At 63.7% G+C, this 12,348-nt stretch carries 15 protein-coding genes; 10 read left to right on the top strand and 5 right to left on the bottom strand.

From position 1 onward, the window contains the following. Positions 1–116 precede the first annotated feature (116 nt). The 4 genes from PQ457_RS11090 to PQ457_RS11075 are packed head-to-tail and all read left to right on the top strand — an operon-like array spanning position 117 to position 3,580. Positions 117–1,229, top strand: coding sequence for an ABC transporter permease (locus PQ457_RS11090; protein ID WP_273619307.1), 1,113 nt, complete (start codon positions 117–119; stop codon positions 1,227–1,229). After that, on the top strand, positions 1,226–2,059 hold the full coding sequence (locus PQ457_RS11085) for an ABC transporter ATP-binding protein (RefSeq protein ID WP_273616927.1): 834 nt from the start codon (positions 1,226–1,228) through the stop codon (positions 2,057–2,059). The genes PQ457_RS11090 and PQ457_RS11085 overlap by 4 nt, the downstream gene beginning before the upstream one ends. A gap of 7 nt (positions 2,060–2,066) precedes the next feature. Then, complete coding sequence (locus PQ457_RS11080) at positions 2,067–3,005, top strand: MlaD family protein (RefSeq protein ID WP_273616926.1); 939 nt, start codon at positions 2,067–2,069, stop codon at positions 3,003–3,005. Then, positions 3,002–3,580 (top strand): ABC-type transport auxiliary lipoprotein family protein, encoded by a 579-nt coding sequence (locus PQ457_RS11075; protein WP_273616925.1) that lies wholly within the window; start codon positions 3,002–3,004, stop codon positions 3,578–3,580. The genes PQ457_RS11080 and PQ457_RS11075 overlap by 4 nt, the downstream gene beginning before the upstream one ends. Positions 3,581–3,642: 62 nt before the next feature. Here the strand turns inward: PQ457_RS11075 and PQ457_RS11070 are convergent, their stop codons facing one another. The 5 genes from PQ457_RS11070 to PQ457_RS11050 are packed head-to-tail and all read right to left on the bottom strand — an operon-like array spanning position 3,643 to position 7,145. Then, on the bottom strand, positions 3,643–4,338 hold the full coding sequence (locus tag PQ457_RS11070) for an ATP12 family chaperone protein (RefSeq protein WP_273616924.1): 696 nt from the start codon (positions 4,336–4,338) through the stop codon (positions 3,643–3,645). Then, the gene (locus tag PQ457_RS11065; RefSeq protein ID WP_273616923.1) at positions 4,335–4,559 is read right to left on the bottom strand and encodes a hypothetical protein; all 225 of its coding nucleotides are present in this window, start codon (positions 4,557–4,559) and stop codon (positions 4,335–4,337) included. The genes PQ457_RS11070 and PQ457_RS11065 overlap by 4 nt, the downstream gene beginning before the upstream one ends. Then, the gene (locus PQ457_RS11060; protein ID WP_273616922.1) at positions 4,556–5,206 is read right to left on the bottom strand and encodes an HAD-IA family hydrolase; all 651 of its coding nucleotides are present in this window, start codon (positions 5,204–5,206) and stop codon (positions 4,556–4,558) included. Before PQ457_RS11060 ends, PQ457_RS11065 begins: the two co-directional genes overlap by 4 nt. Then, a complete protein-coding gene (locus PQ457_RS11055; protein ID WP_273616921.1) occupies positions 5,203–5,802 on the bottom strand; it encodes an FMN-binding negative transcriptional regulator in 600 nt (199 codons plus the stop codon). The genes PQ457_RS11060 and PQ457_RS11055 overlap by 4 nt, the downstream gene beginning before the upstream one ends. Next, positions 5,802–7,145 (bottom strand): RluA family pseudouridine synthase, encoded by a 1,344-nt coding sequence (locus PQ457_RS11050; protein WP_273616920.1) that lies wholly within the window; start codon positions 7,143–7,145, stop codon positions 5,802–5,804. The genes PQ457_RS11055 and PQ457_RS11050 overlap by 1 nt, the downstream gene beginning before the upstream one ends. A gap of 314 nt (positions 7,146–7,459) precedes the next feature. On the opposite strand from PQ457_RS11050, the gene rpsU reads away from it, so the two are divergent. The 6 genes from rpsU (at position 7,460) to gatB (ending at position 12,117) form a co-directional block, all read left to right on the top strand. Next, the gene (gene rpsU, locus PQ457_RS11045; protein WP_168603737.1) at positions 7,460–7,666 is read left to right on the top strand and encodes a 30S ribosomal protein S21; all 207 of its coding nucleotides are present in this window, start codon (positions 7,460–7,462) and stop codon (positions 7,664–7,666) included. 228 nt (positions 7,667–7,894) lie between these two features. Further along, complete coding sequence (locus PQ457_RS11040; RefSeq protein ID WP_273616919.1) at positions 7,895–8,431, top strand: FKBP-type peptidyl-prolyl cis-trans isomerase; 537 nt, start codon at positions 7,895–7,897, stop codon at positions 8,429–8,431. A 124-nt stretch (positions 8,432–8,555) separates the two neighbouring features. Further along, positions 8,556–8,858 (top strand): Asp-tRNA(Asn)/Glu-tRNA(Gln) amidotransferase subunit GatC, encoded by a 303-nt coding sequence (gatC, locus tag PQ457_RS11035; protein ID WP_168603735.1) that lies wholly within the window; start codon positions 8,556–8,558, stop codon positions 8,856–8,858. Next, the gene (gatA, locus tag PQ457_RS11030) at positions 8,858–10,339 is read left to right on the top strand and encodes an Asp-tRNA(Asn)/Glu-tRNA(Gln) amidotransferase subunit GatA (protein ID WP_273616918.1); all 1,482 of its coding nucleotides are present in this window, start codon (positions 8,858–8,860) and stop codon (positions 10,337–10,339) included. Before gatC ends, gatA begins: the two co-directional genes overlap by 1 nt. Next, on the top strand, positions 10,333–10,617 hold the full coding sequence (locus PQ457_RS11025; protein WP_273616917.1) for a hypothetical protein: 285 nt from the start codon (positions 10,333–10,335) through the stop codon (positions 10,615–10,617). Before gatA ends, PQ457_RS11025 begins: the two co-directional genes overlap by 7 nt. Next, on the top strand, positions 10,618–12,117 hold the full coding sequence (gene gatB, locus PQ457_RS11020) for an Asp-tRNA(Asn)/Glu-tRNA(Gln) amidotransferase subunit GatB (RefSeq protein WP_273616916.1): 1,500 nt from the start codon (positions 10,618–10,620) through the stop codon (positions 12,115–12,117). It begins immediately after the preceding gene. Positions 12,118–12,348: the final 231 nt, after the last annotated feature.

Raw genomic sequence — 12,348 nt, 5'->3', positions numbered from 1 at the left:
CTGCGGCCTTTGCCAGCATGGCCCCCCTTTCGCAAGGGCGCACCGGGTAAAGCCGTACTTAGGGGGCGAAACCACCTCTTGCGAGGGACATGTTTTTCGCCCACAAGGTTGATTACATGGCACCCGATTGCGATTTCTTGTTGGCCACGGATGCCGATGGCACGTCCACGCTGACCCTGTCAGGCGTGCTGACGATTGCCAGCGTCGGCGCGCTCGATCACGCGATGCGCCGGGAACAGCCGCAATTTGCCGAGCTCGACATTTCCGGGCTGGAGGAACTCGACACCGCCGGGGCATGGCTGGTGTGGCGTCTGGCGCGCGATGCCGGAGCGCAGGTGGTGGGCGCGGGCGAAAAGGCCGAGCGGCTGATGTCGGCGGTTAAATGTTGCAGCGGCGATGCGCCCATCGCCCCGCCGCGCGCCGCGCCGATGATCCGAATCGTGGAAACGGTCGGGTTGGTGATGATCGGCCTGTGGCAGGGTTCGGGCGCGATCCTGAGCTTTCTGGGTTCGCTGATTTGTGCGCTGGGCAATGTGATCCGCCATCCCTCGCGCATCCGCTGGACCGCGCTGGTTCGCCAGACCGAGTTGGTGGGCGTGGATGCTCTGGCCATTGTCGGGCTGATGAGTTTTCTGGTCGGCGTGGTGATCGCCCAGCAGGGCGCGGTCCAGCTTCAGCAATTCGGCGCCGAGATCTATACCGTCAATCTGACGGGCCGCATTTCCCTGCGCGAACTGGGCGTGCTGATGACCGCGATCATGGTGGCGGGCCGTTCGGGCAGCGCCTTTGCCGCGCAGATCGGCACGATGAAGCTGACCGAGGAAATTGACGCGATGCGCACCATCGGGGTCTCTCCGATGGAGGCGCTGGTGCTGCCGCGCGTGATGGCGGCGGTTGTCATGATGCCTTTGCTGGGTCTGTATTCGGCGCTGATTGCCATTGTCGGGGGCGCCACGATCAGCGCCTTCACGCTCGATATTCCCTTCTTCAACTTCCTTGCGCGGGTGCAGGAGGTGGTGCCGCTGATCGACCTGTGGGTGGGCCTGATCAAGGGGCCGGTGTTTGGCCTGATTGTGGCCATGACGGGCTGCTATCAGGGCATGCAGGTCAAGGGCAGCAGCGAAGAGGTGGGCCTGCGCACGACCCAGGCGGTGGTGCAGGCGATCTTCGCCGTGATCGTGATCGACGCCTTCTTCGCCGTCTTCTTTTCCGAGGTAGGCTGGATATGAACGATCTGGCGATCCGCATCGAGGATCTGGAAAACCGCTTTGGCGATCACGCCGTTCATGAAGGGCTGAGCCTTGACGTGCGCCGCGGCGAGATCATCGGCGTTGTCGGCGGATCGGGCACGGGCAAATCGGTCTTGATGCGCTCGGTCATCGGGCTTCAGACGCCCAGCCATGGGCGCATCGAAGTGCTGGGCCACGAGGTCGGCACCCCCCGCGCGCCCGGCGAGGCCGACATCCGCAGCCGCTGGGGCGTGCTGTTTCAGGGCGGGGCGTTGTTTTCTACGCTCACCGTGGCGGAAAATGTCGAGGTGCCGCTGAAAGAATTCTATCCCGACATGGACCCCGAACTGCGCCACGAAATCGCGCGTTATAAGGTCAGCCTGACGGGATTGCCCGACAATGCGGCGGCGAAATACCCTTCCGAACTGTCGGGCGGCATGAAGAAGCGTGCTGGTCTGGCCCGCGCGCTGGCGCTCGACCCGGAGCTGCTGTTTCTGGACGAGCCGACGGCGGGCCTCGATCCCATCGGCGCGGCGGCCTTTGACAGTCTGACACGCGAATTGCACGAGACGCTGGGGCTGACGGTGTTCCTCATCACCCATGACCTCGACACGCTGCACGAGATTTGCGACCGCGTGGCGGTGCTGGCCGACAAAAAGGTGATCGCGGTGGGCACTATCCCCGAACTGATGGCCAGCGACCATCCGTGGATCCATGAATATTTCGGCGGGCCGCGCGGCCGCTCGGCGCTGATGGCGCGCGGCGGCGAGGCTCAAGGTCTTGGGGCCAAAACCCACGGGCTGGACAGCCCCAATCCGGCAAAGGCATAGTAGAGCGATGGAAACACGCGCCAATCATATCTGGGTAGGGGCGGTAACGCTGATCTTGCTGGGGATGGCGGCGGGCTTTGCGCTCTGGCTGGCGCATCTTTCGCGCCATGAACGCAAACCCTATGACATCTATTTCCGCCAGTCTGTCGACGGCTTGGCCAAGGGAACACAGGTCAATTATAAAGGCGTTCCGGCCGGACAGATCACCGAGATCGAACTGTCGCCCGATGATCCCAGCGTGGTGCGTGTGCGCATCGCCCTCAACCGCGACATCCCGGTTTTGCAAGGCACCACGGCCACCATTCAGGGCAGCTTTACCGGCGTTTCAAATGTCCAATTGGCCGGCGGCAAGCCGGGGCAGCCGCCGATCACGGCCATTGGCCCCGATGGCGCGCCGGTGATCCCCACCAAATTGTCGGGCCTTGGCGATCTGCTCTCCAGTGCGCCGCAATTGCTCGAACGGATCGGCGCGCTGACCGACAAGCTGTCCAACCTTCTGTCGGACAAGAACCAGAAGAATATCGAGGGCATTCTGGCCAATACCAACCGGATGACGGCCAATCTGGCTGATGCCTCGCCGCAGGTGAAGCAGGTGGTGGGCGATCTCGATGCCGCGCTGGTGCAGGCCAAGGACTCGATGGCCGAGTTTCAGAAGCTGACCGCCAATTTCAACAGCCAACTGGACGGCAACGGCAATACGGTCGTGGCCCAGTTGAACCAGACGCTGCGCTCTGCGCAAGGGGCGGCTGATGCGCTGAAGGCCACGCTGGGCCAGACGGATCCGGCGATCCAGCACGTGCGCGAGGAAACCCTGCCGCAGGCCGAGAGCGCCGTGCGCGAATTGCGGGCGGCCAGTCGGGCGCTGCGCGAACTGACCGAAAAGATCGACAACCAGGGCGCCGTCGCAGCGCTCTCGCCCCCCAAGCTGCCGGAGTATCACCCATGAAAAAGATCGCCGCTCTGATCGGGGTGCTGCTGTTGGCGGGCTGCGTCAAGGTCGGCGCGGGGGGCAAGCCGCCGCGCCAGCTCTTTACCCTGCCGCCGGTTTCGGCGCCTGCGGGCGCGCTGGTCACGGCCACACCGATCACCACGCTGGCCGTGGCCGAGCCGGAAACCGAGCGGGCGCTTGGCCTGACGCGGATCGCGGTGCGGGTGAATGACAGCTCGATCGCCTACATGAAGGAAGGGCTGTGGAGCGAGCGCCCCGCGCGCCTGCTGCGCAACCATATCGCCGAGGTGATCCGCGCACGTGGCATCCGTCTCGTGCTGATCGATGGCGAGGATGGCGCTGTGGCGGGCCAGCACCTCGGCGGGCGTCTGATTTTCATGGGCTATGACGACCGCACCCGCTCGGCCGTGATCCGCTATGACGCGCTGTTGACCAAACTGGACGGCACGCTGGCCCAGCGCCGGTTCGAGGCGGTGGAAAAGGGCGTCGCGCCCAAGCCTGAAGCTGTGGCCGAGGCACTGGGGCGGATGTCGGACAAGCTGGCGGCGGAAGTCGCAGATTGGGTCGGGTGAGGGGCGTTAAGATGCCTCCGGCAGGCAAAGGGACAAGTCCCTTTGCCTGCCGGAGGCAAAATTTACCCCCTTACCATCCCAACAAATTCCGCCGACAAAGCAAACGCCTTCGCCCGCTTCTCGCGGCGCTCTTCGGCCTCCCAGTCGCGGCCCCAGAGGTCGGCCTGCCACTCTTCTTCAAGGCTGGCGGCGGCCCATAGCGCGGCCACATCCGCCCCCGGTTCCGCCGCCTCCAGCGCGATCAGCAGCGATGCCGCCAGACTGGCCATGTTGCGCAGGGCCGCCAGCGTGAACGCATCGGCATCGTCCAGTCGCGCGCGCAAGGCGGCGAGGCTTTCGGCGGGCTGGGGCTTGTGCATGATGCCACTGATGCGCTGCATCCGGATGCCGTGGCGCACTTCGGCGGCGGCCAGAATCGGCTCCCAAACCTCGTTCTGGCGCTCGAACAGGGCGTCTTCAGGATCGGCGCGATAGCATAGCGTGTCCGTTTCGGCATAGGGCAGCAGCGAGGCAATGGCCTCGGCCCGGTCGCGCCCGACCACGTCCAGTGCATAATCGGCCATATCGCGCAAAACGAAACTCGTCGGGTCGATCTCTTCGCCCTGCGCCGCCCATTCCCCGGCCAGCGCCTCGGCAAGAGCCTTGGTCGGCACCTTTTGCGGCTGTCCGCCCACGGTACGAATCGCGCGCCCGTCCAGCGTCACCTGCCAGGCGCCATCCTGCCCGGCCACCGATACTTCCTTGTAAAACCGCTTCATTGCGCCCCGTCTTGCTTCTTCCAGCGCTTCACCAACCGGCTGGGGAAAATCAGCGCGTAATAGATCCCGCCCAGCAGCACCAGCAGGCCGACGAGACGCGGCAGATCCACCTTGCCCGCCATGATCGCCGCGCCCACCATCGCCACCAGCACGCCGACAAAGCGCACCACCGTCAACCGCTTGAAGCGCGCCTTCGCCAGCGTTTGCGCGTCCATGCTCATCCCAGTAACTCCCGCAAGTGTTCCGGATCGCGCGCGACCGCATCGGCGCCCGCGGCCATCAACTGCGCCACGCTGTGATAGCCCCATGCCACCCCCAATGCCCGCACGCCCGCGCTGCGCGCCATGGCCATGTCAAAGCTGGTGTCGCCGATCATCACGCTGTCCTGCGGCATGGCGGCGGCCTCGAACAGGGCGGCCTCCAGCATGGCGGGATGGGGCTTTGACGGATGGCGATCGGCGGTCTGCAGCGAGACGAAATGGTCGGACAGCCCGTGCATCGCCAGGCAATGGGTCAGCCCGCGATCGCTCTTGCCCGTGGCCACGGCCATCGCCCAGCCATCGCTGCGCAGCCCGTCGAGCAGCCCCCGGATGCCGTCATACAAAGGCTCACCGATCCGCCCGGAATCGCGAGCGCTACGATAGGCGTATTTATATTCCTCGACCAGCGCGGCCTGCTGCTCGCTCTCAAGATCGGGGCGCAGGCGGCGCATGGCGACAGGCAGGCTGAGCCCGACGATTTGGCGCACCGCCTCACGCGAGGGGGGGGGCAGGCTTTGCGCGCGAAAGGCATCAACCATCGCGGCCTGAATGTCATGCTGGCCATCGACCAGCGTTCCGTCGCAATCGAACACGGCCAATCTGGTCATACCAGCCCCCGCATCATCGCGGCCACCGCATGGCTTCCGACCTCTTCCAGCCCGGCGGCGACCTGTTCGCGCATTTCGGCCGATTTGTTCTGCGAGAGCTTGAAGGTTGGGCGCCACGCCTGTACCTCCATCTCAAAGCCGACAATCGCGCCCATCAGCTTGTCGATATAGGCCGGGTCGGATTTCTCCATCGTCCATGCGGGCGGGGGCAATTTGGCCTCCTCCTGCGCCGAAAGCGCCTCCAGCAGGCCAAATAGCCCGTCGCGGTCCATCCTGCGCACCGGCCCTTCCATTTCCAGCGCGACATAGTTCCATGTCGGCACCTGATTGGGATCATGGCCATACCAGCGCGGCGAGACATAGGCGTCTGGCCCGTTGACAACCGCCAGCGCGACCATCCCGTGCAGATGGCGCGCCAGCGCATTGCCGCGCGCAAGATGGAACTGCACCGTGCCATTGCCGTCAGACACCAGCGGCACATGCGCCACGCGCGGCCCGTCCGGTGTGGCGGCGAACACCATGCCAAAGCCGATTTCGCGGATCAGGCGTTCAAACAGCGCACGATCGTCATGACGAAAGGCCGGATTAGGGTGCATTAACGCTGGCCCCGGGGCGCGGGCGGCCTGCCCGAGGGGCGACCAGCGGGCTTGCCGGCAGGCTTAGCCGCGGGCCGACCCGCAGGTTTGCCCGCAGCCTTGGCCGCAGGACGCGGGCCGGTCGGCTTTGCACTCGGCTTGCTGCCCAGGCCCTTTTTGGGGCCGGATTTGCGCGGGGCCTCGGACTTGGCGCCGGGGCCTTTGCGGGATTCAGTCCGGCGCGAATCATTGCGCGATCGGCCCGTTTCGGCCCGGCCCCGGCGCTCGCCCTTGCGTTCCTTGCGGTAATCCTTGGCATGGGCCTTGGCCGCCTGCTTCTTTTCCTCGCGCCCCCATTCGCCGCTGGGATCGGGGATATATTCGCCCTCCGATTCCTCAAAGCCGAGCTGGGCAAGGCTGGCCGCCATATGATCGGGCAAGGGCGCCTCGACATCCAAAGGCGTGCCGTCGGGATGTTCGATGATCAGGCGGCGGGCATGGAGGTGCAGCTTGCGGCTGATGCTGCCCGAGAGAAAGGCGTCCGGCCCGCCATATTTGCCGTCGCCCACGATCGGGTGGCCGATGGCCGCCATATGGACGCGCAACTGATGGGTGCGCCCCGTCAGCGGTTGCAGTTCGACCCAGCAGCAGCGATTGCCTGCACGGTCGATCACGCGATAGCGGCTCTTGGAGGGCTGCCCGTGTTCGGATTGGTCGACCATCATCTTTTCGCCGCCCGATCCGGGCTGCTTGGCCAGCGGCAGGTCGATCAGTCCTTCGTCGATCGAGGGGACGCCCACCACCAGCGCCCAGTAGACCTTCTTGGCCGTGCGCCCGGAAAAGCGCTTGGAGAAGAAGGCCGCGCTGCCCGGCGTGGCTGCGACCAGCAGTACGCCCGACGTGTCCTTGTCCAAACGGTGGACAAGGCGCGGGCGCGGGCCGCCATTGGCATAGGCGTCGAGCAGACCGTCGACATGCTCGAACGTTCCGCTGCCGCCTTGGGTGGCCAGACCGGGGGGCTTGTTGATGACGATGGCGGACGGGTCGCGGTGCAGCACAATGGAATCGGCCAGTTCGAGCTGCGCCTCGGTCAAAGGCTTGCGGGCGCGCGCGGCCTTGCCGCCGCCGATGCCCACGATGCTGTCGCCGGGCGGCACGCGCAGGGTCTGGCCCTTGGCCACGCGGTCTTCGGGGGCGGCGCGCTTGCCGTCGATGCGGATCTGGCCGGTGCGGGCCCAGCGGCTGATCGTGGCAAAGCCGATCTGGGGCAGATGGCGCTTGAACCAGCGGTCCAGGCGAATGCCGTCATCATCGCGGCCGACGACAAATTGGCGGACCTGATTGGAAGGTGTTTCATGACTCATAGGCCGCCCCTAGCTTATGGCGGGCCTTGCGTATAGTCCGGGGCATCCTGAGGATATAAGCCCGGCGTATAAAATGCCGGTGGGGTGTTGTCATCGTGCTGTTTATCGGCTTTAGAGCCGCTCCGCGCCCCGATTGGCGAGTCAGGTTTGGTTGATCGCAGCTTGCCTTTGACCCGCGACTCTGCTAGCGGGCCGCAAATCCAGCCGACCCCACAGGGATTCGGCGCAAGTTTCGTTGCAATCCCTTGGGTGAACCCCCGCTCGATCGAGATGGGTGGGGCTCTGGCCGACAGATATTTGAGGTGGTTCTTTTTATGCAGATTCTCGTCCGCGAAAACAATGTCGATCAGGCCCTGCGCGCTCTCAAGAAGAAGCTGCAGCGCGAGGGGGTGTATCGCGAGATGAAGCTGCGTCGCCACTATGAAAAGCCCTCGGAAAAGCGTGCTCGCGAAAAGGCCGCCGCTGTGCGTCGCGCCCGCAAGCTGGAGCGCAAGCGCGCCGAGCGTGACGGCGCCAAGTAAGCGCCTTTCGGTCTGAGTTCGGGCCGAATCAAAAGCCCGCTGATCCGGCTGTCTGACAAGGCGGTCATGATCGGCGGGCTTTTTGCTGTATGGCGTTTGGGCGCTCTTGGACAAATTCATGGTCTTTAAGACTTGTGTTGCGCTTGCACAGTCTGGGGCGCGCCTGTAGGGAGGCGGCCAAGAGTTGGGCCGTATCCGGCCATTGATCGCATAGGACAGGATTGCACCATGACCGAGATCACCCGCGTTCCCCTTCAGCCGCTGAGCAAGGGTTCGGTTTCGAAAATCTGGCTTGGCACGCTGGTGGCCGTGCTGGTGGGCGGGACCGTGGCCGTGGCCGCGCGCCCGCCGCTGGTGGGCGTCAAGACGCTGAAGGCCGGTGAAGGGTCGAATCCCACCATGGGCGATCTGGTCATGGTCAATTATGTCGGCAAGCTGGATAACGGCACGGTGTTTGACCAGAACAAGAATGTCGTGATGCAGATGCAGGGCACGATCCCCGGTTTCGCCAAGGCGCTGGCCCAGACGCAGCGCGGCGGCAAGTATCTGATCCACATCCCGGCCAAGCTGGCCTATGGCGACCATGCCGCTGGCGCGATCCCGGCCAATTCGAACCTGAACTTCGAGCTGGAGGTTATCGACTTCCGCAATCAGGCCGAGGTGGAAATGCAGCGCCGGATGATGGAGCGCATGATGCGCGCGCAGGGCGGCGCCGGTGCGGCTCCGGGCGGCGATGCGCCTGCGGCTCCGGGCGGCGCGGAATAATCCCGCTTGCTTGAAGCGCCGCCTTTGCGGTGCTAGCGAATATACGGCGCGAGGGGCGAGAATGCCCCTCGCTTTGTTTGTGGGCCGGGATTTCCGGCTTGGTTTTAATGGCAAAGGTTGTTGCATGTCGGTCGATACCGCCACAGTGGCCCGGATCGCCAGTCTTGCCCGCATCAAGGTAAGCGAAGGCGAGTTGGAAGCGATGGTTCCTGAACTCAACGGCATCCTCAATTGGGTGGAACAATTGGGCGAGGTGAATGTCGAAGGGGTCGAGCCGATGACGGCGGTGATCCCGAACACCCTGCGCCTGCGCGCGGATGTGGTGAATGCCGATCCGTTGACGGGCGGGGGGATTCGCGATGCGGTGCTGGCCAATGCGCCGGCGGCCGAACATGGATTTTTCGGCGTGCCCAAGGTGATTGAATAATGACTGGTTTGACCGATCTGGGCCTGATCGCGATCCGCGATGGCGTGGCCAAGGGCGAATTTACCGCCGTCGAAGTGGCGCAGGCGTTCAATGATGCCGTGGCTGATGCGCAAGAAGCGCTCAACGCTTTTATCGTGACCACGCCCGAAGCGGCGCTGGCGGCGGCCGAAAAGGTCGATGCGACCCGCGCGGCGGGCAAGGAACTGGGCAAGTTGGCGGGCGTGCCCATCGGCATGAAGGACCTGTTCGCCACCAAGGGTGTGCAGACCTCTGCCGCATCGAAGATTTTGGAAGGCTTCAAGCCGCAGTACGAATCGACCGTCTCGCAAAAACTGTGGGACGCGGGCGCGGGCATGTTGGGCAAGCTCAACCTTGACCAGTTCGCGATGGGTTCGAGTAACGAGAGCAGCGCCTTTGGCCCCGCGATCAGCCCGTGGCGCCGCAAGGGCGACACGGCGGCGCTGACGCCGGGTGGCTCCTCGGGCGGTTCCTCGGCGGCGGTGGCGGCGCGCATCGTGCCTGCCGCGACCGGCACCGACACGGGCGGCTCGATCCGCCAGCCTGCGGCCTTTACCGGCATCAGCGGCATCAAGCCGACCTATGGCCGCTGCTCGCGCTGGGGTATTGTGGCGTTTGCTTCGTCGCTCGATCAGGCGGGGCCGATGGCGCATAGCGTGGCCGATTGCGCGCTGATGCTGGAGGCCATGGCCGGGTTCGATCCCAAGGATGCGACCTCGCTGGATATGCCGGTGCCCGATTGGTCGGCATTGCTGAACGCCGATCTCAAGGGCAAGAAGGTGGGCATTCCGCGCGAATATCGCATCGAGGGCCTGAACGCCGATGTGGCGAAGGCTTGGGACGACGGCATTGCCTGGCTCAAGGATGCCGGGGCCGAGGTGGTGGACATCAGCCTGCCGCATTCCAAATATGCGCTGGCGACCTATTACATCATTGCCCCGGCTGAGGCTTCGTCCAACCTCGCGCGTTATGATGGCGTGCGCTATGGTTTGCGCGATCTGCCCGATGGGGCGAACCTTCAGGAAATGTATGCCGCCACCCGCGCCGCTGGTTTCGGGGCAGAGGTCAAGCGCCGTATCCTGATCGGCACCTATGTGCTCTCGGCGGGTTTCTATGACGCCTATTACACGCAGGCGCAGAAGGTCCGCACGCTGATCGCGCGCGACTTTGAGGAAGCCTTCAAGCAGTGCGACGTGATCCTCGCGCCCACCGCGCCGACCCCCGCCTTTGCGCTTGGTGAGAAGAGCAATCCGCTGGATCTCTATCTGGGCGATGTGTTCTCGGTGCCGGCTTCGCTGGCGGGCCTGCCCGCGATGAGCGTGCCAGCGGGGTTGAGCAGCGATGGCTTGCCGCTGGGCTTGCAGATCATCGGGCGGCCTTTCGATGAACAGGGCGTGCTGAATGCGGGCCTTGCGATCGAACAGAGGGCGCAGTTCTCGGCCAAGCCGGAGAAGTGGTGGTGAGTTCCGGTGTTGATGAATCGGCCAAAGGGAATGGTTTTGAGCAGGTAATTGGAGCGTTAACAAACCTTTCTATCGCTGCGCTTGGTGCAGGTGTGCACGCGATAAGAATGATGGCGAACGCGGGGCTTGTATCACCATCGGACGTTGATGAATCTTTTGACGGTATCACCGAAGCGATCGAAAATATGCCCGAGCCGTTTTCAAGTAATTTGGCGGCCGCATTTTTTGAAGCTTTCGCTGAAATCAAAGATTCCGCTTCTACGAACTGGAATAAGTAGATGAGCAATTATCGTATTCAGGGCGCAACGGGCGAATGGGAGGTCGTGATCGGCCTTGAGGTCCATGCGCAGGTCACCAGCAACGCCAAGTTGTTTTCGGGCAGCGCCACGGCTTTTGGCGCCGAGCCGAACAGCCAGGTTTCTTTGGTGGACGCGGCGATGCCCGGCATGTTGCCCGTGCCGAACATGGAGTGCATCCGTCAGGCGGTGCGCACCGGCATGGCGATTGAGGCGGCGATCAACAAGTGGTCGCGCTTTGACCGCAAGAACTACTTCTATGCCGACCTTCCGCAGGGCTATCAGATCAGCCAGCTCTATCACCCGCTGGTGGGCGAGGGATCGCTGACCATCGAGGCGGATGAGAAGGCGGGTATCCCTGAGCCCAAGGTTATCGGCATCGAGCGCATTCACGTCGAGCAGGACGCGGGCAAGCTGATGCATGATCAGCATCCGACCATGTCCTATGTCGATCTCAACCGCAGCGGCGTGGCGCTGATGGAAATCGTCAGCCGCCCTGACATGCGTTCGCCCGCAGAGGCCGGGGCTTACCTGTCCAAGCTGCGCCAGATTGTGCGCTATGTCGGCTCGTGCGACGGCAATATGGATCAGGGCAGCATGCGCGCGGACGTCAACGTGTCGGTGCGCCGTCCGGGTGAGGAATTCGGTACGCGCACGGAAACGAAGAACGTCAATTCGGTGCGCTTCGTGATGGCCGTGGTCGAATCGGAAGCCAAGCGTCAGGTCGCTTTGATCGAGGACGGGGGCAAGGTGGTGCAGGAAACGCGCCTCTATGACCCGGACAAGAACGAGACGCGGTCGATGCGGTCCAAGGAAGACGCGCATGACTATCGCTACTTCCCCGATCCCGACCTGTTGCCGCTGGTGCTGGATGACGCTTTCCTTGAGGAATGCCGCGCGTCCTTGCCCGAACTGCCCGATGCCAAGCGTGCGCGCTATGTCGATGGGCTGGGCCTGTCGGCCTATAATGCGGGCGTGCTGACCAATGACGTCGATACGGCGCGATGGTTTGAGGCGTTGCTGGCGGCGACCGCTTCGGCGCAGAGCAAGCCTGAGGCCGATGTGGCCAAGCAGGCGGCGAACTGGCTGCTGTCGGAATTCTTTGGCGCTTTGAATAAGCTGGGTAAGGATCTGTCCTCCAGCCCGATTTCACCTGAAGGCGCAGCGGAATTGCTCGCGCTGGTGGGCAATGGCACGATCTCCGGCTCCATTGCCAAGCAAGTGCTGGAAAAGATGCTGGAAACGGGCGATGCCGCTGGTGTGATCGTCGAGCGTGAAGGCCTCAAGCAGAACTCGGACACGGGCGCGATTGAGGCGGTGATCGCCGAGATCCTGACCAAGAACGCTGACAAGGTCGAGCAATATCGCGGCGGCAAGGAGGCCCTTTTCGGTTTCTTCGTCGGCCAGACCATGAAGGCGATGCAGGGCAAGGCCAATCCGCAGATCATCAATGAGCTGTTGAAGAAGGCTTTGGCTTCGTAAAAGGGGTTTGCCTCCGGCGGGTTAAGGGCCTCGGCCCTTAACAATCCCCGAACTGTATGCGTTGCGCTGCACGCTCGACTGAGGTTGAAGGGCGCAACGTTCGGATTTTGAAAGCCTGCGGCGCCGATTGATCAGCGCCGCAGGCTTTGTTTTAATTGGCCAGCGTATCAGCGCTCCGCCCGAGCCTTGGCACCACCCCAATAATGGGATTGCAAAGGGACCAAGTCCCTT

The organism is Novosphingobium humi, assembly GCF_028607105.1.
Lineage (GTDB): Bacteria > Pseudomonadota > Alphaproteobacteria > Sphingomonadales > Sphingomonadaceae > Novosphingobium > Novosphingobium humi.
This window is presented reverse-complemented; position numbering and strand designations above follow the sequence as displayed.

Excerpts from the sequence above, each read along its gene's own strand:
- PQ457_RS11090 (WP_273619307.1), top strand. The coding sequence starts at position 117 with ATGGCACCCGATTGCGATTTCTTGTTGGCCACGGATGCCGATGGCACG.
- PQ457_RS11085 (WP_273616927.1), top strand. The coding sequence starts at position 1,226 with ATGAACGATCTGGCGATCCGCATCGAGGATCTGGAAAACCGCTTTGGC.
- PQ457_RS11080 (WP_273616926.1), top strand. The coding sequence starts at position 2,067 with ATGGAAACACGCGCCAATCATATCTGGGTAGGGGCGGTAACGCTGATC.
- PQ457_RS11075 (WP_273616925.1), top strand. The coding sequence starts at position 3,002 with ATGAAAAAGATCGCCGCTCTGATCGGGGTGCTGCTGTTGGCGGGCTGC.
- PQ457_RS11070 (WP_273616924.1), bottom strand. The coding sequence starts at position 4,338 with ATGAAGCGGTTTTACAAGGAAGTATCGGTGGCCGGGCAGGATGGCGCC.
- PQ457_RS11065 (WP_273616923.1), bottom strand. The coding sequence starts at position 4,559 with ATGAGCATGGACGCGCAAACGCTGGCGAAGGCGCGCTTCAAGCGGTTG.
- PQ457_RS11060 (WP_273616922.1), bottom strand. The coding sequence starts at position 5,206 with ATGACCAGATTGGCCGTGTTCGATTGCGACGGAACGCTGGTCGATGGC.
- PQ457_RS11055 (WP_273616921.1), bottom strand. The coding sequence starts at position 5,802 with ATGCACCCTAATCCGGCCTTTCGTCATGACGATCGTGCGCTGTTTGAA.
- PQ457_RS11050 (WP_273616920.1), bottom strand. The coding sequence starts at position 7,145 with ATGAGTCATGAAACACCTTCCAATCAGGTCCGCCAATTTGTCGTCGGC.
- rpsU (WP_168603737.1), top strand. The coding sequence starts at position 7,460 with ATGCAGATTCTCGTCCGCGAAAACAATGTCGATCAGGCCCTGCGCGCT.
- PQ457_RS11040 (WP_273616919.1), top strand. The coding sequence starts at position 7,895 with ATGACCGAGATCACCCGCGTTCCCCTTCAGCCGCTGAGCAAGGGTTCG.
- gatC (WP_168603735.1), top strand. The coding sequence starts at position 8,556 with ATGTCGGTCGATACCGCCACAGTGGCCCGGATCGCCAGTCTTGCCCGC.
- gatA (WP_273616918.1), top strand. The coding sequence starts at position 8,858 with ATGACTGGTTTGACCGATCTGGGCCTGATCGCGATCCGCGATGGCGTG.
- gatB (WP_273616916.1), top strand. The coding sequence starts at position 10,618 with ATGAGCAATTATCGTATTCAGGGCGCAACGGGCGAATGGGAGGTCGTG.